The sequence below is a fragment of the Aquiflexum lacus genome (assembly GCF_015476655.1).
Classification (GTDB): Bacteria; Bacteroidota; Bacteroidia; order Cytophagales; family Cyclobacteriaceae; genus Aquiflexum; species Aquiflexum lacus.
In genome coordinates, this window is sequence record NZ_JABFHF010000019.1 from 35,735 (window position 1) to 62,289 (window position 26,555).

At 39.7% G+C, this 26,555-nt stretch carries 17 protein-coding genes; 5 read left to right on the forward strand and 12 right to left on the reverse strand.

All coding sequences use genetic code 11. The features are described 5' to 3' along the window. Nucleotides 1–120: 120 nt before the first annotated feature. The 6 genes from HMJ38_RS16535 to HMJ38_RS16560 all read right to left on the reverse strand — a co-directional run bounded on the left by HMJ38_RS16535 (nt 121) and on the right by HMJ38_RS16560 (nt 15,378). Nucleotides 121–3,483, reverse strand: coding sequence for a VCBS repeat-containing protein (locus tag HMJ38_RS16535; RefSeq protein WP_194975535.1), 3,363 nt, complete (start codon nt 3,481–3,483; stop codon nt 121–123). Further along, the gene (locus HMJ38_RS16540; RefSeq protein WP_194975594.1) at nt 3,480–6,803 is read right to left on the reverse strand and encodes a VCBS repeat-containing protein; all 3,324 of its coding nucleotides are present in this window, start codon (nt 6,801–6,803) and stop codon (nt 3,480–3,482) included. The genes HMJ38_RS16535 and HMJ38_RS16540 overlap by 4 nt, the downstream gene beginning before the upstream one ends. Continuing rightward, nucleotides 6,793–7,377 carry a hypothetical protein gene (locus HMJ38_RS16545; protein WP_194975536.1) on the reverse strand — a complete coding sequence of 195 codons (585 nt, stop codon included), beginning with the start codon at nt 7,375–7,377 and terminating at the stop codon, nt 6,793–6,795. The genes HMJ38_RS16540 and HMJ38_RS16545 overlap by 11 nt, the downstream gene beginning before the upstream one ends. A gap of 86 nt (nt 7,378–7,463) precedes the next feature. Beyond that, nucleotides 7,464–10,763 (reverse strand): VCBS repeat-containing protein, encoded by a 3,300-nt coding sequence (locus HMJ38_RS16550; protein ID WP_228780104.1) that lies wholly within the window; start codon nt 10,761–10,763, stop codon nt 7,464–7,466. A gap of 130 nt (nt 10,764–10,893) precedes the next feature. Then, entirely contained in the window at nt 10,894–12,387 is a 1,494-nt protein-coding gene (locus tag HMJ38_RS16555; RefSeq protein ID WP_194975537.1) for a RagB/SusD family nutrient uptake outer membrane protein, read from the reverse strand. 18 nt (nt 12,388–12,405) lie between these two features. Next, nucleotides 12,406–15,378, reverse strand: a complete 2,973-nt coding sequence (locus HMJ38_RS16560) for a SusC/RagA family TonB-linked outer membrane protein (RefSeq protein ID WP_194975538.1) — start codon at nt 15,376–15,378, stop codon at nt 12,406–12,408. Nucleotides 15,379–16,183: 805 nt separating this feature from the next. Here HMJ38_RS16560 and HMJ38_RS16565 point away from each other — a divergent pair. After that, nucleotides 16,184–16,984 (forward strand): MOSC domain-containing protein, encoded by an 801-nt coding sequence (locus HMJ38_RS16565; protein WP_194975596.1) that lies wholly within the window; start codon nt 16,184–16,186, stop codon nt 16,982–16,984. 35 nt (nt 16,985–17,019) lie between these two features. Here the strand turns inward: HMJ38_RS16565 and HMJ38_RS16570 are convergent, their stop codons facing one another. From HMJ38_RS16570 to HMJ38_RS16590, 5 genes are all read right to left on the reverse strand, one after another. Beyond that, entirely contained in the window at nt 17,020–17,775 is a 756-nt protein-coding gene (locus HMJ38_RS16570; protein ID WP_194975539.1) for a DUF6733 family protein, read from the reverse strand. 259 nt (nt 17,776–18,034) lie between these two features. Next, nucleotides 18,035–19,060, reverse strand: coding sequence for a uroporphyrinogen decarboxylase (gene hemE / locus HMJ38_RS16575; protein WP_194975540.1), 1,026 nt, complete (start codon nt 19,058–19,060; stop codon nt 18,035–18,037). A 305-nt stretch (nt 19,061–19,365) separates the two neighbouring features. Continuing rightward, entirely contained in the window at nt 19,366–19,899 is a 534-nt protein-coding gene (locus HMJ38_RS16580; protein WP_194975541.1) for a hypothetical protein, read from the reverse strand. A gap of 105 nt (nt 19,900–20,004) precedes the next feature. Continuing rightward, entirely contained in the window at nt 20,005–20,520 is a 516-nt protein-coding gene (locus HMJ38_RS16585; RefSeq protein ID WP_194975542.1) for a hypothetical protein, read from the reverse strand. 3 nt (nt 20,521–20,523) lie between these two features. Further along, a complete protein-coding gene (locus tag HMJ38_RS16590) occupies nt 20,524–21,105 on the reverse strand; it encodes a hypothetical protein (RefSeq protein WP_194975543.1) in 582 nt (193 codons plus the stop codon). Between the two features lie 859 nt (nt 21,106–21,964). Between HMJ38_RS16590 and HMJ38_RS16595 the strand changes: the two genes are divergently transcribed. From HMJ38_RS16595 to HMJ38_RS16610, 4 genes are all read left to right on the forward strand, one after another. Next, nucleotides 21,965–23,260, forward strand: a complete 1,296-nt coding sequence (locus HMJ38_RS16595) for a DUF2851 family protein (protein WP_194975544.1) — start codon at nt 21,965–21,967, stop codon at nt 23,258–23,260. A gap of 56 nt (nt 23,261–23,316) precedes the next feature. Then, nucleotides 23,317–23,952 (forward strand): acetyltransferase, encoded by a 636-nt coding sequence (locus tag HMJ38_RS16600; protein WP_194975545.1) that lies wholly within the window; start codon nt 23,317–23,319, stop codon nt 23,950–23,952. 144 nt (nt 23,953–24,096) lie between these two features. Next, nucleotides 24,097–25,092 carry an oxygen-dependent tRNA uridine(34) hydroxylase TrhO gene (gene trhO, locus HMJ38_RS16605; RefSeq protein ID WP_194975546.1) on the forward strand — a complete coding sequence of 332 codons (996 nt, stop codon included), beginning with the start codon at nt 24,097–24,099 and terminating at the stop codon, nt 25,090–25,092. Beyond that, on the forward strand, nt 25,073–25,939 hold the full coding sequence (locus tag HMJ38_RS16610; RefSeq protein ID WP_194975547.1) for a nucleoside phosphorylase: 867 nt from the start codon (nt 25,073–25,075) through the stop codon (nt 25,937–25,939). The genes trhO and HMJ38_RS16610 overlap by 20 nt, the downstream gene beginning before the upstream one ends. 36 nt (nt 25,940–25,975) lie before the next feature. Here the strand turns inward: HMJ38_RS16610 and HMJ38_RS16615 are convergent, their stop codons facing one another. Beyond that, nucleotides 25,976–26,245 (reverse strand): hypothetical protein, encoded by a 270-nt coding sequence (locus tag HMJ38_RS16615; RefSeq protein WP_194975548.1) that lies wholly within the window; start codon nt 26,243–26,245, stop codon nt 25,976–25,978. Nucleotides 26,246–26,555: the final 310 nt, after the last annotated feature.

The following is a 26,555-nucleotide window of genomic DNA, read 5'->3' on the forward strand; positions in this document are numbered from 1 at the left end:
AATTCTCTTTTTCTAAGACAAAAAGGGAATGTTTTGTGTGGGTTTTGGACATCAAATCTAATTATTAATACGTGATTCCAAAGTTTTTGTACAGGCAAATAAGCTGATTTTTAGCAGGTTTTATGGATTGATTTTCAGAAAAACAGGTTTTCCATTGTTTCTGACAGCTATGAGGTGTGGGGTATCACCAATGTTGATGCGCTCCACTTTTCTAAATTCCCCCCAATAGTCAATGGCAGGAATACCAATAGGTAAATTTTCCCAAGTTCCATTCGACCATTTCAGCAAGGTCAGCGGTTGCGCCCCGTTTTTCCCCAAGTCATTTCTGAATCCATAAAAATTACCTACACCCAAAAGATACTGATTACCATCTTTGCCTGTGAAAGATTTGAAATCTTTGATGGGAGCAAATTGGGCTTCTATAGGAAAGGGATCAAATTCAAAAGCACCACTTCCAGAATTCCTCAATACACCCGATCTCAATGTTGTCACTTGATATTTATTGGCCTGTTTCAATTGATTGTCATCAAATAGATCTTTCGGGGACTTTAATTTGGAGTAAGAAACATAAGAGTCGTGTTTTCTTTTTAGTGCCGGTATCTGTTTGATCAAATCATCCCTGCTTGCGAATGGTACCAATTTCCCATCCATATAATGAAAAATCAGGGGGTCAGTCTGTCCATTTCCATCAAAATCATGATGGTATAACCATACAGGTTGGTCCTGACTTGCTTTCAGTTTGGAGTTCAATCCCAAGTTACCCAAGACGATATCCTGAAGTCCATTGCCATCAACATCTATAACTGACATTCCGAAATACCAACCTGCCTGATCCAAACCTGAAATATTTAACCTTTCAAATTTTTGCTGGTCATTTAAGGAATATGCCATCACGGGCGTCCATTCTCCGGACAGCAACAGCTCCTTTTGACCATTACCGGTGATATCTGCCCAAAGGGCATTTTGGATCATACCCGGCCTCAATTCCTCTCCAAAGTAACTTTGAGTGGCATCTTGGAATTTACCATCTCCATCATTGAGCAGTAAATAACTTCTCGGAAGGGCACCGTAATTTCCTGTAACCACCGATGCGCCAACAAAAATATCCGGATTCCCATCCCCATTGACATCATGCACTGCTACAGTTGAGGTATTCTCTCCAAAGGGAGGAAGTGAATTCATGGAAAAAACCAGATTTCCCTTTCCGTCATTCAAAAACAACCTATCGAAATTGTAAATCTCCCCTCTCCCATATTCATTTCCCCCACTGCCAACATATAGATCCAAATAACCATCCTGATTGAAGTCTTCCATCACGGCGACAACATCTTCCGCTGTTTTCAATTGTTCAAAGAAGGGGTTTTCAACTTTATAAAAACCACCATTCACTTCTTGAAAAAACAAAGCACTTGGCTGACCATTTGCGCCACCCAAATAGATATCATCCAACCCATCTCCATTGATATCCCCGACAGCCAAAGCCGGTCCTTCTGTTCCATACCTTCTTGGCATCAGGTATTCCCTTCTAAATTCATCTATGATGGACCTTTCTTCATGCTCCCAATCCAAAGAAATATCAGCAATTTCCAATACAGACTCTATTTTTTGAATAGGTAGTCTACTTTCATTTCCTTGACCTTTTACAAGCAAATGTCTTTGGTCAAGATCTAGATTTTGAAAGACCTCAATTTCTCTTGAATTCCATGATACAAAGACAGAGTCAATTTTTTCTGTATTTCCCAATCCAAAAGTCAAAGTGGTAGAAGTTCCGGACTGAAAGCCTCTAGAGGTACTCAAGGTTTGATAATAAGTCTCCCCATTTGCAAAAACCCATACTTGGGCACCTATTCCAAAAACATTTTTGACATCTGATCTGAGATCTACTTGAACAAACTGGTTAGAGGTCATTTCTGAGGAATTGTTTCTGTACACAAATGCTTCTTGGTCAGTATTGTTGACCACCAAGTCCAAATCCCCATCATTGTCCAGGTCCGCATAAGCAGACCCGTTGGAATAGGAAAGCTGATCCAATCCCCAAAGCTTGGAAGCGTTGGTAAACTTTAACCCGCCATCATTTTTGTATGTGAAGTTTGAAAGTTTGACAGTGGGTAACATGTCGATCTGTTGCTTCTCTTTTTCCTTATCGGTCAATCCCGGTGTGAGTTCCTGACTGTATTGGACAAAATCAAGGTCATTGGGTCTCTTGACAATGCCATTGGTCACATGGATATCCTTTTTGCCATCATTGTCCATGTCAAAAATCAATGGTGACCAACTCCAGTCTGTAGCAAAGGTTTCTGTCAACAATCCGATTTCACTGAACCTCCCGTCACCCCTATTGAGTTGGAGGTGATTTCGCACATATTGATCTCCATATCCCAATTTCTGTTTGATATCATATACCTCCTGCTTGTCTTCACCGAGTGATTTCATCCATATCCCCGGGTCTTCCGGTAACATGTCTGTGGTGAAAATATCAGGTAGTCCGTCATTGTTGATATCTGCAATGTCATTGCCCATGCTGTACCGGCTGGTGTTTTCAATGAAATCCTTCAGGGATTCTTTAAATGTACCATCAGCTTGGTTGATATACAGGTAATCATCTTCCGTGAAATCATTGGACACATAAATATCCAGCCAACCATCGCCATTCACGTCCGCAACGCCAACACCCAACCCAAAACCCAAACTGCTGGATAAGATTCCTGCTTCATCGGTTACTTCAATCATCCTTTCTTCTCCTTCCGTGATGAGGCTTTTGTACAATTTATCCCCACCTTTTTCGTCCTGATTGGTGAATTTGGTATCGGCATGGGAAAAGACTTCTGGTTTTTTGATCGAATGGTTTAAGAGGTAAAGGTCTAAATCTCCGTCTTGGTCATAGTCAAAAAACACGGCATGTGTGGAGAAGCCAATAAAATCAATCCCGTATTCTTCAGCCTTTTCACTGAATGTCAGGTCACCATTGTTGATGTATAATTTGTTCTTTCCGGAGATACCTTTGTAATCCCCTACTTGGCAAACATAAATATCCAACAAGCCGTCCCCATTCATATCCACCATCGTGACACCTGTAGACCAGCCTCCATCACCGGTAACTTTGGCAGCAACGGTAATATCTTCAAACCGGAAATCCCCTTTGTTCAAATAGAGTTTGTTTTCTCCCTGATTGGAGGTGAAATAGATATCCACCAATCCATCGTTATTGATATCGCCCAAAGCCACACCACCTCCATTATAAAAATACAGGTATTCCAGAATATTCATTTCTTCCGTAGAAGTCAGGTCATTCCTGAAATCAATACCGGTTTGATCGGAGGGCAGAAGGGTGAAAAGAGTTTCTTCTTGGGGTTTGGAGCAATAGATTAGATTAAAAATTAAGAATGAAAGCAGTCCAATTCCAACAAATTCCGAAAATTTGCTATTTAGTTTCTCATTTAACTCAGCTTTGCGTCTTTGCGCCTTTGTGGGAAAATTCTTCATTTCTTTATCTCCCAAAACTCCACATTTTCTCCATTTTTAACCACCATCAGGATTTTTTGTCCTTCTCTATCAATGACATGGAGGTCTCGGATATCACCGTTCAGCTTTAGACCATGGTCTCTGTTGTGCCAATATTCGAATGTTCCATCCCCTTTTCCCAAAAGCACCTCACCATATGATCCATCATATTGTCCTACTTCCGGCTTTGCTCCTTTGAGATTACCACCCATTATCAGGTCTTCAATGCCATCTCCATTGAGGTCCGTGACCACAATACTATACATCCATGACCTTTGGGACATTCTTGGTAATTCGATAGGCTTAAATCTACCGCTGCCTTCATTGAGCAATACCGTTGAAACCAAATTGTTTACTTCCTGAATAACAGCCTTTTCAAGTTCGGCAGGACTGAAGATATCCTCCATGGTTTGGTTATTGTAGGCACTGTATTTTAAATAACGTTTCTTGATTGAGGGCAACTGTGCTTCCAATTGATGTTTCAATGTGAAAGGAACATGCTTATCCCCTACCTTTTGTACAAAGACATGCTCAACCGATCCATTTTGATCAAAATCATTGACAAACATTTTGATGGGCTTTTCAATGGATGCCTTAAACCTTGTATTCAACCCATGATTGCCCAATATAAAATCGGGTTTACCATCCCCATTGAAATCACCTACAGCAATAGACTGATACCATCCTTTCAATTCTTCCATCTCGGACATGGCTATCTTTTCAAGCTTTCCACCTGTATTTCTGAGAAAGGTCGGTGCCATCCATTCACCTACCAAAACAATGTCTTCTTTACCATCTCCATCATAATCCACCACAGCTGCATCCGTCACCAAACCGATTTCCTTTAATTCCGGGGCATATTGGGAGGTCCCATCTGTAAAGTTTCCTTGGCCGTCATTGATCAAAACGAAACTGTTTGCATTTACACCATATAAAAAAGGAATAACCCTGGAGCCTACAAAAATATCCAAGGCTCCGTCTCGGTTGATATCCAAGATTTTCACCACAGAGGTACTGTTTCGAAAACTTACCAAACCTGAATTCTCGGCTTTGGTGAAATTACCCTTGCCATCGTTGAAGTAAAGTCTATCTGCCAGGTCCAAAGCACCAAATCCTGATTCATTTCCACCCGAGGTGACAAATAGATCCAAATGACCATCACCATTGGCATCAAAAAACACCGCATCAGTATCTTCGGAGATTTTGTCAGCTTCAAATACACTTTGGGAAGAAGCTTGGTAATTGCCGTTTCTACTCTGAATAAATAATTGCCCTGCAAAGCCTTTGGCCCCTCCAATATAAACATCTTCCAAACCATCACCATTGACATCTCCAAAAGCTGCCTTTGGCCCTTCGGTTGACAGCATGTGATACGTCAACCGATCTCTATCAAAATCAACCATGGTATTTTCCTGATGACGGTATTCCAGCAGTGGTTTGATTTTGGTGAATGTAGGTGCTGGTAAATTTGGAAAAAATTCAAAATCAGCTGGGGAGTCACCTGCCTCAGCCCAATTCAAAGTCAACATCTGATCGGGGGGCACATCTGTAAGAACGCTTAACTGACCATCAGGCCACCTTACCTGGACCTGATCGACTTTTTCAATATTCCCCAATCCGAAGTTGAGTCTGGAGTCCACAGAAGACTGAAATCCCCTATTGGGCATATTTTCCTGATAGAATATCTGATCGCCTACTAACAATCTCACTTGTGTGCCAATAGCGGAAGTGTTATTACCCTTGCCTATCAATTCTATCTTCAAGAAACGGTTTTCAGGATGGAATTCCCTGCTGCGGTTTTTGAAAATCAAAACCTCTTTGTTGACATTGTTGACGACAAGGTCCAAAGCACCGTCATTATTAAGGTCTCCATAAGCGGAACCATTGGAATGGATGGGGTCACCCATCCCCCATTCGTGGACCACGTTTTCAAACACCAGGTCCCCTTTGTTCTTATAGGCATAATTAGAAACCGGATTGATGGGCATCGGGTCAATCAATGCCTTGTAATTGACGCCACTTTGGGAAATGATCTTCTTTTTGGTCTCATCATTGTCAATGAAATTCAGATAATCCAGATCAGTGAGGTCTTGGTAAATACCATTGGCCACAAAAATATCTTTCAGACCATCATTGTCCATATCAAACATCAAAGCCGCCCAACTCCAATCCGTCGCCTCAACATTGGCCAAACGACCCATATCGCTGAAGGTACCATCTCCGTTGTTGACATGGAGCATGTTGCGGGTATATTGGTAGTGGTATCCATGTTCCACATTGAACTGAAACTTGTCCCAACTTTCGAAAGTGGTGATCTGCTTGAGCCTCTCGGATGGTTCAGGAAGCATTTCAGTCACAAAAATATCCAAGTGCCCATTGTTGTTGATATCCGCTATATCCGCCCCCATGGATGCTGCGGACGTTGATCTCATATAATCAGTCAGGCTTTCGCTAAATGTTCCGTCCTGATTGTTGATGTATAGGTAATCCCTTTCGAAGAAATCATTGGAAATAAAAATATCCATCCAACCATCCTGATTGACATCTCCTACTGTAATTCCAAGACCGAAGCCAATGACACTTCCATAAATCCCGGCTTCCTCAGAAATATCGGTAAACTTATCACCGTCATTTCTGAAAAACTTATCACCGCCAACCGGATCTCTTTTAGGCCTTTCATTCTGCATTTTGTTGAAACTGCCAATGGCCTGATAACTGTTGTTGAGTAGGTACACATCTAGGTCTCCGTCATTGTCAAAATCAAAAAAAACAGCATGCGTGGAATATCCTTCGTCGGCTAGACCATAGGCTTCTGCCATTTCGGTAAATGTCCCATCACCGTTATTAATGAAAAGTTCGTTCTGTTTGTTGTCACCTTGGATATCACCGGAATTACAGACATAGATATCCAACAGCCCATCACCATTAACATCTGCCATGGCTACTCCTGTACTCCATGCACGGGTTCCCGCGACTCCTGCTTCTTCGGTTACATCTCTGAATTTGAAATCACCCTCATTGATATATAACTTGTTTTTACCAAGGTTTGCAGTCAGGTACATATCCAAAAGTCCGTCATTATTGACATCCCCCAATGCTACGCCCCCACCATTATAGTAATTTCTATACGTGAAGATATTGAAGCTCTCGTCAAATTGGAGGTCGTTTCTAAAAGTCACTCCTGATTCAGCAGATGAGACTATCTGAAATAAAGTATCCTTTTTCTCAATTTCTTTTTGCTGACAGGATACCAACAAAACTGAACCAAGGAGGAAAATTAATAGACTTATGCTAAGCTTCATCATTTTGTTCGATCATATCTTTTAGGTCTTTGATCCGTAAATCAAGGATTTCAACCCTTACTGTTTTAATATCTTTTTTGAATACCCTGACATGTCTGTTACCATCTATTTTTACTTGAGCAGTTACAGTTTTAGCTTTGTTGCTGACTGGAAAAAATCCTGTACCAAACCAATTCTCCAACAATCCTACAGTATCTTCCATTAGCTTATCATTGGAGTAGGCATCATTGGTCGGAAACCAATCTGTGTAGGTCAGTTCAATGGGCATATAATACAACTTGTTTTCTTCAAATTTAGGATAGAAATGCATATTTACTTTCTTTCCCGAGGGTAGTTCAGGATGATATAAAATCTGCAAATAGTGCGCTCCATTGGTCAGTATTCCATTTTTGTTATGTTCCCAACAGGTTCCATAAAAGGTTTTTCTATCCATTCCAAACTGGATATCCAGAAAAAGATCTTCAAATACCTTTCCCGAGGCCAATTCCGTTTCTTTCACTTTGTCATATTCCGTTTGAGGCTGACAAGCTAATGCAACACAGAGGAAAATTATAAAATATTGTATTTTAGGCATTGTTTATTTTAATTTCAGCCAATTTTTTGTACCAATAAGCTTAATAGTTGAAACTTCAAAGTGCATGGACTTAAATTGATTTGGCTTCATTTCTTTTCATCAATTTCAAACAAAGCTGGTTCTTTGTCATTTCTCCCCACTACAATTTGATTTCCTTTATTTGTCTTTACAATTTTAATACTTCTGACTTCTCCTCTGACAAAGAACCCTGATTCCTTTGCAGATAACACATCAAACCCTCCTTTTGTATTGGATACCAAATGCCATCCAAAACTACCCATGTTTATTCCCAATTCGGGCTTTATTTTACTTTGATTTCCTCCAAACAACATATGTAGCTTTCCTGATTCATCTTTGAATGAATGAATGGCATAAACCGGGCTGTGCTGGAGTTCGTTAGGTAATTGAGACTTGGCAAAAGTACCATTTCCTTGATTGATATACAGACTTGTTTCCAAAGTATGTACGTTCAAAATCAAATTTCTTTTCAGTATTTCATCAAGAAATAAATCTGATAGCTTTTTATCCTTATAATCATCATAAGTCAACAACTGTTTTCTCAATCCGGGCAATTGTTTGAGAAGTGTAGATTTCAAAACCAAAGGATAAGCATGGTCACCCTCATAAATGGTCATAATCTGCTCAATGCTCCCATTCTGGTCAAAATCATTGACATGCAATTGAAGTGGTCTTTTATCAGTAGCAAACAAACGGGTATTTAATCCCATATTTCCTGCCAGTATATCCGGAAATCCATCACCATTGACATCTGTGACATGAAGTGTATTCCAAAGGCCGCCCGTATTTTCAAAGCCAAATGAAGCAGAAACATCTGAATATTTACCTTCAAAAAATTTAAATACTTTGATACCCATCCAATCCCCCAATAGCACAATCTCTTCCTTCCCATCCCCATCAAGATCACCTATCCAAGATTCTCTAGTCATTCCCAAATCTTTGAAGCCGGGCGCTAGTTGAGATGTCTTGTCTACAAAAACTGCATCTCCCTGATTTTCAAAAATCCGAATATCAGTGGGTATTCCATAAGCAAAAGGAATTGTCCTAGTCCCAACCAATAGGTCTAAATTACCATCACCGTTGTGGTCAAAAGCCCGGACAAAAGAAGAACTTTCGAACCTAACTGGGATTGTATTTTCTGATTTTTTGAATTTTCCTTTTCCATCATTGAGATAAAGTCTGTCCTGGTAGTTTGTGTTTTTATTACCAAACTCAAGACTGCCACTCAATGCATATAAATCCAAATCCCCATCTCCATCTGCATCAAAAAACAAACCTCCAATATCTTCAGACAACTGTTCGCCATCAAAAGATTGGGACTTTTGAAATGAACCATCCATTCTTTGCGTCCAAACAGAAGAAGCTTGACCCCTAGCCCCCGGTAAAAACAGGTCATCCAAACCATCGCCGTTCACATCTCCTACCTCAATCACAGGACCCTCATTGGAAGCCATGTGGAAACGCAGCCTATCCCTGTCAAAATCAACAAAATCACTTTCCTCATGTTTCCATGAAATTAAGTCTTGAAGCTCAGTGAAATATTTTTTCCCGATTTCCTTTTCTCTTTTCCATTCCAAACCAACTGAAGCGGGATCAAGTTGAATTAGCTGATCCACATCCACATCCTGAAGTTTGGTCGTTTTGCCATTTGGCCATAAAACCAAAATTGAATCCAATTTACTGATTTCGCCCAAACCAAAATGCAGCTTATGATCCACCGAAGACATATAACCCTTAACAGGATTGTGTTCGGCGAAAAACAGTTGATCACCTGCATACAAGGTGACCTGGGTCCCAAACTGCCCTTTCAGGTCAAACTGCAAAAAATGGTAGCCATTGATTTCACGGCTATTGTTTTTGAATATAAAAACCTCCCCCTTCAGGTTGTTGACAACTAGGTCCAAATCTCCGTCATTATCCAAATCGGCGTAAGCCGCACCGGTAGAGAAAGTCAACTGTTCCATACCCATTTGTGCAGCAATATTTTCAAACTTAAAATCACCCAGATTTTTAAACAGAAAATTCTGCTGGGGCACAGAAGGAAATTCATCGATCATTTTGGTCAGCAAAACACTGTCCTTACGGAATTGGGCAATCAGATTCTGATTGTTGACATAATAATCCACATAGTCAAAATCTGTCAAATCCTTGACGATTCCGTTTGCCACAAAAATGTCCTTTAATCCATCATTGTCAGCATCGAAGATCAATGCTCCCCAACTCCAATCGGTGGCATGAACACCCGACTGCCTTGCAACATCAACAAAATAAACCTGATCTGAATTAGGCTGAAAACCCAAATTTCTTTGCAAAGTATTTCTTGTAAATTGATGAAAATATCCGGTATTGACATTCGCCTGGTATTTATCCCATTCTTCAAAAGGTGTTTTGGTTTTGACCCTTTCCAATGTAGCAGGTAACATTTCTGTCACAAAAATATCCTGCCAACCATTGTTGTTGAGATCAGCAATGTCTGCGCCCATAGAGCCCATGCTGATTTCATTCAACATGTTCTCCAGAGATTCTGTGAAGGTCCCGTCTCCATTATTGATGTAGAGGTAATCTTTTTCAAAAAAATCATTGGATACATATAGGTCAGGCCAACCATCCTTATTGATATCTGCGACTGTTACACCCAAACCATATCCGATCGCCGAACCATATATACCTGCGGCTTCACTGATATCCACAAACATTCCATCGTCATTTCTGTAAAGTTTATTTCCTCCAAATGGATCTCTGACATCTCTTTGTCCTGTTCTCAGGTCATTGATACCCACCGACCTTGCTGAATTATTGAGCAGATACATATCCAAGTCACCATCCTTGTCAAAATCAAAAAAGACCGCATGCTGAGAAAGTCCCTCATCTGCAATCCCATATTCCTTTGCCATTTCGGTAAAAGTCAGGTCGCCGTTGTTGATGAAAAGTTCATTATACCTTTGTTCACCTCCCAATGGACCGGATTTACAGATATAAATATCCAACAAACCATCTCCATTGACATCCGCCATGCTGACACCGGTAGACCAAATTCCAGGAACTGCCAAACCAGCTTTCTCGGTAATATCTTCGAATTGGAAATTTCCTTTGTTGAGATAAAGTCTGTTTTCGGACTGATTTCCTGCAAGAAAAATATCAACAAGTCCATCATTATTGATGTCTCCAAGAGCTACCCCTGCTCCATTATAAAAATTCCGGAAAGTATAAGGGTTGAACTGCTCATTATATTCTAGATCATTTCTGAAATCAACACCTGTCCGAGTCTTATCCATCAACTCGAAAAGCTTTTTATCCTCCTGTTGTTTTTTGGAACAGGAAAAGATGATCAAACCTAAAATGAATATAACGGTAAATGGGCGTTTCAAGGTATGGAGTTGATTCTGATATCTATTTATGAATCGTAATATTAACAATTTGACAGAACAGAAGGGTATTAAATCAAAAAGAAGTGCACAATGTGCACTTCTTTTATTGATTATTTTTAAAATTATATAATTAATAACCAGGATTTTGAGTCAAGTTTGGATTGGCCAAAAGTTGTGCTTCAGGTACTGGGAAAAGATTTCTGAAAGGTTCAGAAGGACTTTTCTCCCACCAAGCGTCATTAAACCTACCAAATCGGATCAAATCAGATCTTCTATGACCTTCAGCAAACATTTCTCTTCCCCTTTCTGCCAACAATACGTCCGCATCAATTGAGGTAAGTGGAGCTACATTGGCTCTTTCGCGTACTTGATTGACAAAGCTTAGGGCTTCAGCAGTTTCTCCTAACCTCCAACTTGCTTCGGCTCTCATCAAAAGCACATCAGCAAATCTGAAAATTGGGAAATCATTATTCAAATTAGGACCTGAACCCAATGGAATTTCAAATTTATTAACCCTTGTCCCTGCCTGTCTAAATGCATTCGGAGCCAATTCATTGATATTTGGCGTGAAATTTATTTCCGGTCCATCAGGATCACCGGCTTCCGCGGAAGCATCGATAATCGGGGTAACTCCATCAGAACGGAATTGAGGACCTTCTCTTAAACTGTTTTTCCTCACATCACCATCTTCGTAACTGTTATAGAATTCTTCCAATGCAGCATAGCCGTTCCATGGCTGCTCCTGCAATTCGAAAGTCTGCTGAGTGCTATAATGGAAAGTCATCTGATGAATGTTAAATCCTCCTGCGTTATTGGCATCATAAGGAAGTGTAAACATGTTTTCGGGAGAATTGGAATTACTGTTGGCAAAATTTGCAAAGAAGTTAGGAGCCAAGCTATAAGGTCCCTCATTGATAATCACATCAAGGGCTGCTTTTGCTTCCGCCCATCTTGGCTGACCAATGTATACCTCAGCATTGAGATACAATTTGGCCAGAATCATATGGGCAGTCCAATAATTCAAGTTTGTCCTGGTATTGTTTCTGGTCAATAGATCTGCGTTTTCAAGAATACTGCTCTCAATGAAAGCAAAAACTTCTGCCCTGCTATTTGTCGGTGGATTTGGCGCCACGTCTGTCTCTACGACTATTGGCACATTACCAAAGTTATCAATGAGCCAAAGGTATCCTAAAGCTCTCAAAACCTTTAATTCAGCAACCAATTCCTCAAGATCAGGAAACTGAATAATCAAAAGGTTAGCTTCGGCTACCACACCAAAAGCATACTGCCAAGCTCCATTGTAAGGGCCATCAGTATTGATCCAAGCATGTCTGTGTGCTCTCAGCCATATGCCGCCATCTTCCCAGTCAGCACCCTTTTGTGGTATCGACAATTCATCTGAAGATACTTCTATTGCACTGTAGAGACCACCATGACCTCCCCAATTGCCCACAACCGCACTATAAGCTGATTGCTTTAACACTTCTATCAGTTCCGGCGTAACATTGGCATCCAATTGTTCTTGGGTGATTCCCGAAAGAACATCTTGCTCCAGTTCCCAGCATGACCCCATCGTCAATGCGACGAGGCCTCCAACACATAATGATTTAATTGATCGTAACATATATTATTTGAGTTTATGTTATTTAAAGGTTAATGTTAATCCCATTGTCCAGATTCTTGGCAAGAAGTAAGTGTTTCTTCTTTCAATACCTGGAGCAAGTGGATTATCGCCATCTTGCCATCTTACTTCAGGATCGACACCGGAGAATTGGGTAATTGTAAATAGATTTTGAACACCTCCATATACCCTAAGGTTATTTATACTGGCAGATCCTGTTGGAATATTATAGCCAATCTGAAGGTTATCCAATCTTGCAAAATCACCCCTTTCCAAATAAAGATCTGAGAAAGAAGGCGTAGATGTAACAAGCGGAGCGGTCGGAGTGTTTTTGGTCAACACAGAATTCCATGTAAGAGATGCTCCATCGGCGTTTTCATAGAACCCTCTGAAGGAGTTGTAAATCAAATGTCCCCAACTGCCTCTCAGCAAGAAATTCAAGTCCCAATTGCCATACACAAAGGTGTTGGAGAATCCAAAATCACCTGTTGGCAAAGCACTTCCCAATCTTTCAAATTCTCCTGGAGTTTCGCCTGAAAGAATATATTCTCCTCCATCCGTTAACCCCAGTAATCTCGGACCATAGAAATCACCGATTCTTTCTCCTTCTCTATTCCAAATCATCGGGTTGTCATTCTGACCTGGGGAACCTGGCACACCCTGTCTAATTTCACCAATACTCAAGCTTCCTGCACCTAGATCCGAAATTCTGGTCCTTTTGTAAATGGTGAAGTTCAAGGTTGGAGACCAAGAAACAGGTCCTAACTTGACATCATTGACAGTAGCCAAAAATTCAAAACCAGCACTGGATAGTGAGGCAACATTCGCCCAAACATTATCTGCAGTGTATGGTCTTCCTGGCTCAACTGCACTTGGGAATCCCCTACCTACTGTTACATTGAAAATCAAATCAGAAATATTCCTTTGGTAGTAATCCATCTGACCAGTCACTCTACCATTAAAAAGGCCATAATCCAAACCAACTGTAAATTCCTGAGTTGTTTCCCATTGCAATTGAGGATTAGGATTGCTCAATCTTCTTGGACCAACAAACACTGAACCAATAGGATCATCAGGATTTAATGGAATTCTATTGCCATTGCCAAAGATTCCCAAAGCCAAAGTTGGAGAAGGTGGCAACTGACCCACTATACCAAACGAAGCCCTAGGCTTAAACTGACTGAATATACCCATATCAAAAATCTGCGTAAAGTCAGCACCTGCACTGACTGCAGGAAAATATCCTGTTTGGTTATCTCTACCGAATCCTGAATAGGTCTCAGCTCTTAATGAAGCTGATAAGAAATAGGTGTTGCTGTAGTTGAAGTTCGCTCTTCCAAAGAAAGAATTCAATACCGCTCTGGAAGCAAAAGAGTCCATTCCTGTTCCCGGGCCAAACCTTAATCCACCTGCTCCAAGATTATTTGGGCCTAGGTCAAATAGAAACCTAGCGGTGGAAGCATTCATACCCCTTTCAGCAAAAGTTTGGGTTTCACCACCCAATAAGAAAGTGAAGTTCATCCTATCGAAGATTTCGTCTTCAAACCTGATGGTTCCGTTCCAGATGGATTGTGTCCTGTCAAACATGTTCTGTCCAGCCTGACCACTTCGACCAAATCCTGTCTGAAAATCCTGACGGGAAAAAAACTGAGTACTCAATACAGTCAGTTTATCCTGAGAAAACTGGGATGCAACCGTGATTTTATCTGAAATATCATACTCTACTCTATAGGAATACAGGGCAGCCCTAACTTCCGTTGTAAATTTTTGTTGGTTGATCAATGCCACCGGATTGTAGAAATCAAACAACGGTCTTTGGAAATATCCTCCGAAATTTCTTTCTGCTTCTTCACCTGACTCCCTGATAGGGGCAGTGGGATTGAAAACCGTGGCATATCTTACCGCCTCACTATTGACATCTTGGGCCTCAGTATCTGTGTAGGAAAGAGAAAGGTTCATTCTTAACCTATTATTCAGGGCACCATGATTCATATTAAATCTTGTGTTCAAAGTTTCCCTATTGGTTCCTTTGATGATACCATCGTTGTTACGATAGTTGACAGAAGCCAAATAAGAAGTATTTTCAAATCCTCCAGTTACCGAAGCATTGACAGTACCATTATAAGCAGTCTGAAGTATTTCGTCTCTCCAATCAGTCTTTGATCCATAATCCACGCCACCTCTTTCTACAAATTGCTCAGGGGAAAGGATAGGGATAAGATTAGTAGCTACATCAGCAGAGCCAAAAGAATTGATCGTCACATTAGAGACACCTTTTCTGGAAGATCCTCTCTTGGTAGTGATCAGGATTACACCTGCCGCTCCCCTTGTACCATATATGGCAGCAGCAGAGGCATCTTTCAAAACATCAAAAGTCTCAATGTCATTTGGATCGACTGCATCAATAGAGGCTCCAATCACGCCATCCAATACAATCAGTGGAGACTGAGTAGCGCCAAAAGATGATATACCTCTCAATCTGACCGTTGGTTGCGAATTAGGATTACCACCTGGACGGGTCACAGATAGACCTGCAACTTTTCCCTGCAACAATTGAGTTGGGTTGGTGAAGTTACCTCGGTTAAATTGTTCGGACCCAACAGAAGCCACCGCAGAAGTGATTTCCTTTTTATCCTGAGTACCGTAACCAATCACAACTGATTCCTGAAGACTCATGATGTCTTCTTCTAACTCTACATTAAAAACCGATTGATTTCCAATTGGTAATTCTTGGGGAGTAAAGCCCACGAACGAGATCACCAAGGTTTCATCACCTGGCTGAACGTTTAGTCTGAATTGACCATCCAGATCAGTAGTCGTACCTCTTGTAGTACCTTTGATCAGAACAGTTACACCTGGCAAAGGATCTTTAAGCGTGGCATCGAGGATTGTTCCTGACACCTCCCGACCTTGCGCATTTGCAGTTGCCATACTGATGATCATCAGCGTAGCAATCATCAAAAATGCTTTCTTTTTAAGTAAATAATTTCTCATAGGGTTTGTTGTTTTGAAAAAAACGAAATGGTTTCTATAGTTAATTTCAATTCTAAATTGATTGTTTAAATTTGATTTTGCAATTTTTAACAATTGTCACTGATCGGTTTTGGGACAACCTCTGTTAACAGAATTATGGTATTTTTCATCAATCATTAATAAAAAGAGCTTTCTGTTGCTGATTCAACAAAGGAAAACGATTGAACTTTTCGAATAGTTAAAATTTTTGGATTTTATTAAAAAAGTGAAAATCAGCCTCACCTCACCATTGCTATATTTCAAGATTTTCGATTTTAGCAATTTCCAAGTTGTCAAAATCAAATGTTCAATGTTGAGTTTAGATATCATCTTATTTATAGTCAGAGTCAATAATTTTATAAGCAGGATTTTAAATCTTTAAACTTATAAATGAAAAACCTAATTGCATCAGCATAGCATTATTTACGTTTTATTTTGATTTTTACCTTTATTTACTAAAATTCCCTTTTTAACCTTGCAACCAAAAGCACTCCTTTTGTATCTTAGCTGTATGGAAACTTTTAGGAAAAAAAGATTGGCTAGAGATAGAAAAAAATGGGCTGTCATTTTTTTGATCTGTTTTTTGATGGTTTCTATCCTTTCACCCAATTCATTCAACAAAAACCTCAGCTATTTTATTAACAATCCTATTGCTCTTTTGAAGGCTGAACAAGAAAACCCCATCAGGTTTATCTTCACCAAGCTCTTTTCTCCAGAAATTCCGGATAGATTTAAAGAGTGGCGGTAACAAGTATTTAGATTAGATTTGAAAATCATTTCACACCAAATGCAATTACAGGACATTTACGTTTATCCCATCAAATCATTGGGAGGTATAAGATTGGAGGAAGCCGTTTTAGAAGAAAGAGGGCTAAAATATGACCGAAGATGGATGCTGGTTGACAATCAGGGAGACTTCTTGAGCCAAAGGAAACATCCAAGCATGGCTTTGCTGCAAACAAACATAATTGATAGCGGCATTGAGATTTTCCTTAAAAACCAACAGGAAAAAAAGATTCATATCCCACTTGAGCCAAAAAGTAAGGAAATGATACCTGTAAGAATATGGGATGATGAGGTAATCGGTCAAGTGGTGGACAAAAAAATAAGCGATTGGTTTTCTGATGTTTTTGGATTACCCTGCGAATTGGTATACATGCCCATTTCCACAAATCGAAAAGTCCCGTCAAAATATGCCGTAAAAAATGAATCTGTCAGTTTTGCGGATGGGATGCCTTATTTGCTGATAGGTCAGTCATCTTTGGATGATTTGAACAGCAGGCTTGACCAACCTGTACCCATGGACCGATTCAGACCAAACTTGGTTTTTGCCGGAGGGAAAGCTTTTGAAGAGGATGAATGGGGTCAGGTGAAAATTGGAGAAGCTATTTTTAGAATCACAAAACCATGTGCCCGGTGCGTGATGACCACAGTTGACCAAACTACCGGAGAGAAAGGCAAAGAACCGCTTAAAACCCTTTCAGGATATCGGAATTTTGGAGATAAAGTGTTGTTTGGACAAAACATGTCTCTTTTGGAAGGGGAAAAAATCAAAATAGGAGATCAAGTGACTTCATACAAAAGGTAAAGTGGCCGGAAAATAAACCGGCCACTTGATTGTTTTTAGAAGCTATATCCAACCGTTAATTTAAAGAAAGAAGGCTGTCTCCATTCACTTTTTGCAACCATCTCTTCCGGTCTTAAGTCACCGCCCGCTGTGAATCTAGTAAAGGCGCCTCCTTTAGGATTTGCAAACTGAATGTATGGGCCCAAGGCTACATAGTAATTATAAGCCGCGTCAGGTTCTTGTTCGCTTCCACCTGTAAACCTTAATTGCTCAAAATGCAATCCAGCAGAAAACAATGGGCTTACTTTAACGCCACCATTGACCCAATAGTGTAAAAAGTTTAAGGTTGAGGCGTTACCATGGTTCAAACCATAATAGTATCCCAAATAAATCTCTCCTTCAAATTTTGATTTGTCTATCCCTACAGTAAGGTTTGGCACAATACCTTCTCCCAATACAGGAACACCAAGACCTGATGTCAAACTTCCGTTCAACAATCCGATTTGTGGGGTGACGGAGATACCTTCGGAGACTTCTGAACTGAACCCTATACCGAATTCAGTCCAATTTCCCCAACCACTTCCTGTTCCTCCTGACCAAAGGATACCGTAAAATGTGAAATCAGTTTTATCACTGATACTGTAGGCACCTTGGAAGAAAGGATAAAAGCCAAAGAAGATATCTGAGTTAAGCGTGACATCCATACTGAATTTGCTTTCCTCTTGGGCTTTGGCATCTTGAATCAAGGTCGAAATGCTCAGCAATCCAACCAACATTAGGGCTGCCCCTAATTTTGTAAATGTGTTTTTCATAGGTTTAATAGGTTTTGTGAGTAAATAGGTTTGTTTTTAAACCAGTTTAAAAGTTTTTTACATTTTTATACTGATTATGAGTTCGAAAATTAACACATTTTTTCAAAAATACAATGATTATAGAGTTATATAGCTTAAAAATTAACCTAATACTTATTTTTTTGTAGAATTTTCAAAATACCAGCTGAAATTTTGACAAAAACAAAAAAAGGAAGGTGCAACACCTTCCTTTTTTAATGATTATTCACAGATTTTATGATTATCTGTAATTTTTAACTGTTTGTATAAAGATTTTGACCATTTCCGGATCAATATCTGGATAAACTCCATGTCCTAGGTTAGCAATATGCCTACAACCCTTAAATTGATCCATCATTGCATTGGTAGCATCCTCAACTTGCTTCGGACTTCCATAAAGTGCTGCAGGGTCTAAATTCCCTTGTAATGTTTTATCCGGGCCAATCATTTTTCGGGATTCTGCTATCCCTATATTCCAATCCAAGCCAATCGTTTCACAATTCAATTGGCCCATCTCTTCCCTAACAAAAAAAGCTCCTTTGGCAAAAACTGTCTTCGGTACCTCATGAATAGCATCACAGATTTGGGTTATGTAAGGTAAAGAAAACTCCTTGTAATGATCAGGCGGCAAAATTCCCGCCCAACTGTCAAAAACCTGAACCAAGTTGACCCCTGCATCAATCTGTGCTTTCAGGTAATTGATTGTACTGTCGGTGATCATTTGAAGAAGCTTATGAGACAAAATCGCTTCCCTGTACAGCATCGCCCTGGCTTTAGAAAAAGTCTTACTTCCGGAACCTTCGATCATGTAGGCGAAAATTGTCCATGGCGCTCCAGCAAAACCTATCAGTGGAACCCTTCCATTCAATGCTTTTTTGGTAATACTGATGGCATCAATTACATACCTCAAGTCATCTGTCCCATTGGCAACCCGCAATTTTTTAAGGTCTGAAGCAGACTGTATTGTTTCAGGGAAAAAAGGCCCTCTTTTCTCAACCATTTCATAAGGAAGCCCCATGGCTTCGGGAATCACCAGAATATCCGAAAAAATAATGGCTGCATCTACACCTAAAAGATCAACAGGCTGAATGGTTACTTCAGCTGCAAGTTCAGGCGTTTGAGCCAATTCTATGAATCCACTTACACTTTCCCTTACTGCTCTATATTCAGGCAGTATTCTACCTGCCTGACGCATCAACCAAACAGGCGTCCTTTCTACAGATTCACCTTTGGCTGCCCTTATCAATAAATCATTTTTCAATTGCATGCCGCAAAGATAGAACAAAAAATCTCTCAGCAGGTGATTCCCCAAAAAAGGGAATCACCTGCTGAGAGATTTGGTAAATAATTGGATTAGTTCATTAAATACATCTCATCCTTATAAATGTAGATGACCTGCATTTAGCACCTCGTGTTATGTTAATTCTAATATCAAAGGTTATTACCATCGCAAAAAGATTCAAGTTATCCTTCTTTACGTCTTTGCGTCTCCCGAATGAATCGGGACAAGTTCTGCAGGAAAGATTGTCAATTCATCTTTAACATAGCACTGGTAATTTAACTGCATCCAATTTAATTTTCTTTTTTTGATTTCAACTTTACGATATCACTTTCTGACAAGCCAAGCAGACTCATCACCCCGTCATAGTCATTGTAATCAATTCTTGCACTTCCAAACTCAGCAGGAATTATTACAATTCTGAACCTTTGGTTTCTAGTCCATGAATTATCAAGTAATGCTGGATCAAAAGTAGTTTCCATGAAAATTTCGAAATCACCTTCGGTAAAATCGAAATTATACACTAATATACCTTCATCAAAAAAGACTGATTGAGGTAGATGTCTCCAGATGGGCGTTCCATTGTCTACTTCCCACCTGACATATACAAGAAGAACATCGCTTGGCTCAATAGGAGGGTTAAGGGTAAATATGTCTGCGTAACCGTTTGCCTCTGTGAAATTAATATCCACCTCAAAAGCCTCACCTAATAACACCAGTCCATCTCGACCTTGGGGGCCTGGAGGTCCTGGAGGTCCTACAGGACCAACACAAGCGTGAAGGAAGGCAAAGCTTCCCAAAAATATTAATACAAGTAATTTTTTCATGGGTTGATTATTTAGATGAAAGAGAATTAAGTTCAAGACGAATTTTTTTTATATTGGTTGTGGGCTAATAGAAAGTCATTCCAACAAAACTATTCCATATATTTTTCAATTACCAACAGCAATAACTTTTACTTCATTGGGACCAATGATCTGATCCACAAAAATTTCAGGCTTTGGCAGCTCTTGATCTTTGGCAAATGCTTCTAATCTGGCTTTAACTTTCATAGGACCTGGCATCACAAAACGATGGGCAGTAATAGTTGCTACAACAGCTTTTTGGGCTTGCAACGAAATCATTTGCAATCCCTCCTCCTTCTTGACCCATTTTGATTCCAATCCAACAAATACTTCCATAGTATCCATTTTCCCAGCAGGTTCTGAATAATAAATGGTATGCAGCCTGGCCTCGGGGTAAAGCTTTTTCAAATCTTCTATTTTTTGGAAGGCCTCTCTCAATGCTTCATCCTGAGGCCTACCCCTGAAATGGACGCCAGAAAGGTCTATCTCTCCAAGATTCTCAGCTTCAATTTCAATAGGGTTGAAACCACCCAAAATATAAAACAATAACATTCCTCCCAAAATAAGGAAAACTAACAAGCTACCAATTGTTTTTTTCTTCATCCCTTAAAACAAATACCTGACACCCAATGCCCCCTGAAATCTCAAATGCCCAAACCTGTCAATCAATTCCATAAACAATCCAGCTTCTCCAAAAACACTGATTGGCAATTCATCAAAATAGTATTCGGCTCCTCCAAAGATTTCAGGGCCAAAATCCATGTTTCTCCTACTTTCCCTCAGCAAGTTGGCTGAAATAGATGTGTCGGTGTATGTATAATCTACCATCACAGACCTCAATTGGGCACCAACTCCCGCATAACCCAATAAGTATCCAACTTCAATTCCTAAATCACTGGTGAAATCTTCGTGATAAGCACCCCTGATATTGAAGGATACTGAATTGGACGTGCTGTGTCCAAAATAAAAGGCATTGGAACTTGGCCGGTTATTGTCAAAAGAACGCCTGTAATATTGAGCACTATTTGGACCTCCGCGACCAATCATGCCCTCAATAGAAATCTGATCGTCAAGAAATGTCTTGTAGGTGATCGATAAAGGCTCTCCCAATCTAAGCCCAATACCGGGCTCTTGAGCAATTGCCATCAATGGGAGAAAGGCTATTGCCAAAAGAATAATTTTTTTCACAATAATGTTGGTTTGTTTTTCTTTTGAATTTAAGAAAGCAAAATTAAGGCCTTTGTTGAAAAAGACATTATAGAAGCCATGTTTTATGTGTTTTAGTTTTGCTAAGTATTCAACATATTTAAAATGTTGGTAACTACCATTGACAGACTTTGAAATTGATGGTTTAGGACTACAAATAGCATTCAATTCTATTACAGGACTTTGCCTTGTCACCTCGACGTCAGGAGAGGTCTGCAGCCCACCTAGATGTCACAACCTTTTCTGTAAATGCTAATTTTCATAACTACCAATGACAGATTTTGAAATCGAGTGTTTAGAACTACAGATAGCATTAAATCTATAATAAAACTTTGCCTTGTCACCTCGACGTCAGGAGAGGTCTACTGCCCATTTTGATGTCATTTCCTTTCTGTAAATGCCAAATTTTCTCCACTACCAATGACATAAATGTAAAATACCCCTCGGCAAGCTCGGGGAACGGAGAATCTGGTTAATAAAGGTGGGGGTGGGAAAAGCGGCGCCGCCGCTTTTCCCACCCCCACCTCCCAACTAGACAACCCCGGTGGCCGAGCTTGCCGAGGCCAGAATGATATATCCTAAATGTCATTACCCTTTCTGAACATTTTTAAAATGTTAGGGACTCGGAATGACGTAGAAACCGATGTCATTCCCTTTCTGTAAATGCCAATTTTCTCCACTCGGAATGACGGGGAACCGGACGTCATTCCTTTTCTGAATGTTTTTCCGGTCAAATGCTGGCTTAATTTTATTTGCTTTAGTTTCAAACTAAACAAAAACTTATTAAATTAAAGGTGCCTTTCAATTTTATGTTTCACTTATTTTTAAATCAATTTTTAACATGGATTTTCAGGAAGATTTTCTACAGCGGGTATGGAAACACCAATATTTTGATAAAAGTCAGTTGAGGACAACAGATGGACTGCCCATTGAAGTGAAAAAAATCGGGTTTCATAATTTTCATGAAGGCCCTGATTTTTTGGAATCCCGAATCAAAATCGGCAAACTGGAACATGCAGGGCATGTAGAAGTGCACCGCAAATCTTCTGATTGGAAGCATCATGACCATGATGCCGACCTAAGATACGATTCAGTGGTTTTACATGTGGTATGGGAGGATGACCGACCCATTCACAGAACAGATGGCAGTTTGATCCCTACCTTGGAGTTAAAAGGGAAAATCTGGTTGGATGTATTGCGTAACTATGAGAGACTGGTTAGCCGCAAGGATGAGATTCTTTGTGGTCAGGAACTAAAAGAAATTAAGCCTATCATTAAGTTCTCCATGTTGGAGAAAGCTCTTGTAGAACGGTTGGAAAAAAAATCTGAACAATTTAATGGGATTTTACAAAACATAAACAATGATTGGGAAGAAAGTACCTATCGATGGCTGTTTCAATGTTTTGGATTCAAAACCAATGCCCTGCCCATGCTGAGATTAGCGGAAAGCATTCCTTACAGAACTTTACAAAAACATGGACCTCAGTCCACCATCATTGAGGCCATCTTGTTTGGACAAGCAGATCTGATCCCGGAAAACCCACAAGACGAGTATGGAAAGTTTCTGAAGAAAGAGTATGATTTTTATCAGAAAAAATATGGGTTAAAAAAAAACATCCACCATCATGAATGGAAGTTGATGGGTGTGAGACCCCATAATTTCCCTGCAGTAAGGATTGCACAATTAGCACAGATTCTCTGTCAAAATCCAAGTCTTTTTTCGGCTATTATCAATTTTTCCGGAAATTATGAATTGTTCAAAAAGATATTCGATATAGATATCCCGGAATATTGGCAACAACATTTTGGAATAGACAAACCTGCACAAAAAAGATTGTCCAAAAAACTCAGCAACAACACTTTAACCTTACTCACTATTAACTTTATAAGCCCCTTATGGTTTGCTTATGGTCAATACATTCAGGAACCTGAATGGAAAGAAAAATCATTTGACCTGCTTCAGGAAGTATCTGCCGAAGACAACTTTATCATAAGGAAGTATTCAGTTCATTTATGGGTGGCGCAAAACGCTTTTGATACGCAGGGAATGATCGGTCTTTATCAAGATTATTGCAAACCAAAAAAATGTCTGGACTGCAAAATTGGACAAAACCTCCTCAAACCGGAAAGGAAATGATTTTTGGTTAGAAGTCCAATAAACTGTACTTTTGCCATCCGAATATTAAGAAAAACATGGATAAACCTGTCATTATACTTGGTGCTAAAGGAATTGCCCATCCCGCACTCGAAATCTTCAACAGCAATAAGGTTATTGTTTATGGTTTTCTGGATGAGGATGAAAAATTACACGGTACTGAGATCAATGTGGTCCCCGTACTCGGAAACCCCGAGGATGATGGATTCCTCAAATTGATTGGACAAAAAACTGAAGCATTCGTAGCTGTGGATGATAACAAATACCGTCAGTTTCTGGTCAAAATGCTCCAAGACAAACGGAAAGTACAACCCATTAATGCCATTCACGAAACTTCTTACATCTCCACTGACACCATCATAGGACATGGGAATTTCATCAATGCAAAAGTCAACATTGGCGCAGGAGCAAAAATCGGAAGTCACTGCATTTTCAATTCAGGTTCAATAATTGATCATGGTGCAGAAATAGGTGATTTTGTGCAGATCGGTGCGGGTGCAGTTGTCAACTCCAATGCCACTGTCAAAGAAGGTGCATTTATAGGTTCAGGGGTGATTGTAGTATCAGGAGTCACCTTGGGCAAAAACTCAAGAGTCGGAGCTGGTTCGGTGGTCATATCAGATGTCAAAGATGGCGAAACCGTCTTCGGAAATCCTGCCGTAAAAGTCAAATAAGAGCATTTAGTTCATATATCTCATCCAAAGTCAAAAAATAAATTACATTAAAAAGAAAGGATCAAGGGCAACCAATCTAAAATCTACCTTCTAAATTCTAAAATCTTTTTACCAAAACACCCTGCTTGAAACAGGGCTTCAGTTATGGAAAAAAATCAATACAACATCCTACTTTACTATTGCTACGCCGCTATCGAAGATACGGAAGCATACCGGGAAGAGCATCACCTCTTCTGCATCGAAAACAACATCCGAGGCCGTATTATCATTTCTCCTGAAGGACTGAACGGAACTGTTTCCGGTCTGAAGGAAGACTGTGATAAATATATGACCTACATTCATTCAGATGATCGCTTTGCCAAAACCGAATTCAAAATAGATGCGCATGATACGCATGCCTTTGCAAAAATCCATGTGCGTGTCAAACCTGAAATCGTCCACAGCAGCCTTCGGCATCTTGATCCAAACGTAAAAACAGGCAAGCATCTTGAACCCGAAGAATTCAAAGCCTTCAAAGATCGAGATGATGTTGTGATTCTCGATGTAAGGTCCAATTATGAACATGAACTTGGTAGATTTAAAAACGCACTGACCTTGGACATGGAAAATTTCAGGGATTTTCCGGAAAAGGTAAAAGAACTTGAACACCTCAAAGACAAAAAGGTATTGACCTATTGTACAGGTGGCATCAAATGCGAAAAGGCATCTGCCTTTCTTTTGGAACAGGGTTTCAAAGATGTATATCAACTTCATGGCGGCATCATCAAATATGGCATAGAGGCTGGCGGAGAAGACTTTGAAGGTAAATGCTATGTTTTTGACAACAGGATTGCAGTGGACATCAATAAGGTCAATCCCAAAGTGATTTCGACCTGTCATATTTGCGGTACTGATTGTGATAGAATGGTCAACTGTGCCAACCCAAGCTGTAACGAACACTTGCCAATCTGTGAAAAATGTGGGTGGAAAATGGACGGTGCTTGTTCGGCTGAATGCAAAGATCATCCTGAAAAAAGACCTTATAACGGCACAGGTTATTACCAGAAAAATACCAACGGTTACAATCCATTGAAGGGATTAATTAGACGTCAGGACAAAGAAAAAGTAAAACAAACCAATCATGGACAAAAGAATTCCTGAGTCGGAACTGATCATCAATCCTGATGGGAGCATTTACCATTTGAATTTGAAGCCAGAACACCTGGCTTCAACTGTTATAGCTGTAGGTGATCCGGACAGGGTTCAGAAGGTATCCCAGTATTTTGACGAAATTGAGTTTAAGATTTCCAAAAGAGAATTTGTGACACACACGGGGACTTATAAAGGAAAAAGAATCACTGCCATCAGTACAGGCATGGGGACCGACAATATCGAGATCTTTATGACTGAATTGGATGCCTTGGTCAATATTGACCTGCAAACCCGTATGCCAAAAAAAGATCACACCAGTCTTCAAATTATCCGAATAGGTACTTCTGGAAGTATGAGATCCGAGATCCCAACCGGTTCATTGTTGGCCTCAAAGTACGGTATAGGGTTAGATTCATTAATGTCCTTCTATAGTATAGAAAAGACAGCAATGGAAAGTGAAGTAGGTAAAAAGATCAAGGAAAAACTTGGCCTTTCATTTGAGCCCTACTGTATCGAAGGTTCAGCGGCTTTATTAAAGCTTCTGGGTTCAGATATGATTCAAGGAAATACAGTCACATGCCCTGGATTTTTTGGTCCTCAAGGTCGGGAAGTAAGACTTAAGCCCGCTATTCCAGATATTATCGAGAAATTGGCGGCGATCAATCTTGATGGTTTCCAAATGACAAATTTTGAAATGGAGACCGCAGGGTATTATGCCATGGGTAGGTTATTGGGCCATGAAATGCTCAGTCTGAATGCCATTGTAGCCAATAGGATTACCCATGAATTTGCAAAGAATGGCTATAAAATTGTGGACAATTTGATTAAAGAGACACTGAAAAAACTAGTAGCTTAATTTTTAGCCGATTTTTCAATCTGATTCTTGAAAAGGCTATTGTTTAGCTATCAATTGGTCACTTCCTAAATGTAGATGGTCCCAATCCTTATAATCAATATTTTTGATCAGCTCGCTAATGGTTTCCAAACACTCCTTTTTATTGAGATAGACTCCGAAAACTGCTTCTTTCTGATTGACCAGGAAAATCCTGCTACTGGCAAAAAAATTTTTAAGACAATCCCATTTTGAAAGAATTAATAATTCTTCATCATCAGCAACAGTTTGAATAATTTTAAATTTCCCAAAAGTACATTCAATATTCATAGTCAAAATAATTTTAAAACTAATTCAAAAGTAATGGAATTGTTTGGACTAAACAATCCCTTACAGTAGTTATTTTTATATAATTATTGGATTTTCAATTGCTTAACTGAATATGTGCCTGGTTTTTTTTTAAACCTGAATAGCATGATGCCACCCTGATTTAAAATAATATACCCTCAATTATCCAAAATATAATTGATCCATTGGTTTCTACTGAGACAATTGTTACTTCTCAGCTGATTTACCCTTACCATTCATGTAAGGCATATACAGCCCAAAGAAATTAATTGTATATACACATATCTCTCGA

Coding starts and splice junctions, on each gene's coding strand:
- HMJ38_RS16545 (WP_194975536.1), bottom strand. CDS start 7,377: ATGCCTAAAATACAATATTTTATAATTTTCCTCTGTGTTGCATTAGCT.
- HMJ38_RS16570 (WP_194975539.1), bottom strand. CDS start 17,775: ATGAAAAACACATTTACAAAATTAGGGGCAGCCCTAATGTTGGTTGGA.
- HMJ38_RS16555 (WP_194975537.1), bottom strand. CDS start 12,387: ATGTTACGATCAATTAAATCATTATGTGTTGGAGGCCTCGTCGCATTG.
- hemE (WP_194975540.1), bottom strand. CDS start 19,060: ATGCAATTGAAAAATGATTTATTGATAAGGGCAGCCAAAGGTGAATCT.
- HMJ38_RS16540 (WP_194975594.1), bottom strand. CDS start 6,803: ATGAAGCTTAGCATAAGTCTATTAATTTTCCTCCTTGGTTCAGTTTTG.
- HMJ38_RS16610 (WP_194975547.1), top strand. CDS start 25,073: ATGGACAAAAGAATTCCTGAGTCGGAACTGATCATCAATCCTGATGGG.
- HMJ38_RS16600 (WP_194975545.1), top strand. CDS start 23,317: ATGGATAAACCTGTCATTATACTTGGTGCTAAAGGAATTGCCCATCCC.
- HMJ38_RS16565 (WP_194975596.1), top strand. CDS start 16,184: ATGCAATTACAGGACATTTACGTTTATCCCATCAAATCATTGGGAGGT.
- trhO (WP_194975546.1), top strand. CDS start 24,097: ATGGAAAAAAATCAATACAACATCCTACTTTACTATTGCTACGCCGCT.
- HMJ38_RS16595 (WP_194975544.1), top strand. CDS start 21,965: ATGGATTTTCAGGAAGATTTTCTACAGCGGGTATGGAAACACCAATAT.
- HMJ38_RS16560 (WP_194975538.1), bottom strand. CDS start 15,378: ATGAGAAATTATTTACTTAAAAAGAAAGCATTTTTGATGATTGCTACG.
- HMJ38_RS16615 (WP_194975548.1), bottom strand. CDS start 26,245: ATGAATATTGAATGTACTTTTGGGAAATTTAAAATTATTCAAACTGTT.
- HMJ38_RS16535 (WP_194975535.1), bottom strand. CDS start 3,483: ATGAAGAATTTTCCCACAAAGGCGCAAAGACGCAAAGCTGAGTTAAAT.
- HMJ38_RS16580 (WP_194975541.1), bottom strand. CDS start 19,899: ATGAAAAAATTACTTGTATTAATATTTTTGGGAAGCTTTGCCTTCCTT.
- HMJ38_RS16585 (WP_194975542.1), bottom strand. CDS start 20,520: ATGAAGAAAAAAACAATTGGTAGCTTGTTAGTTTTCCTTATTTTGGGA.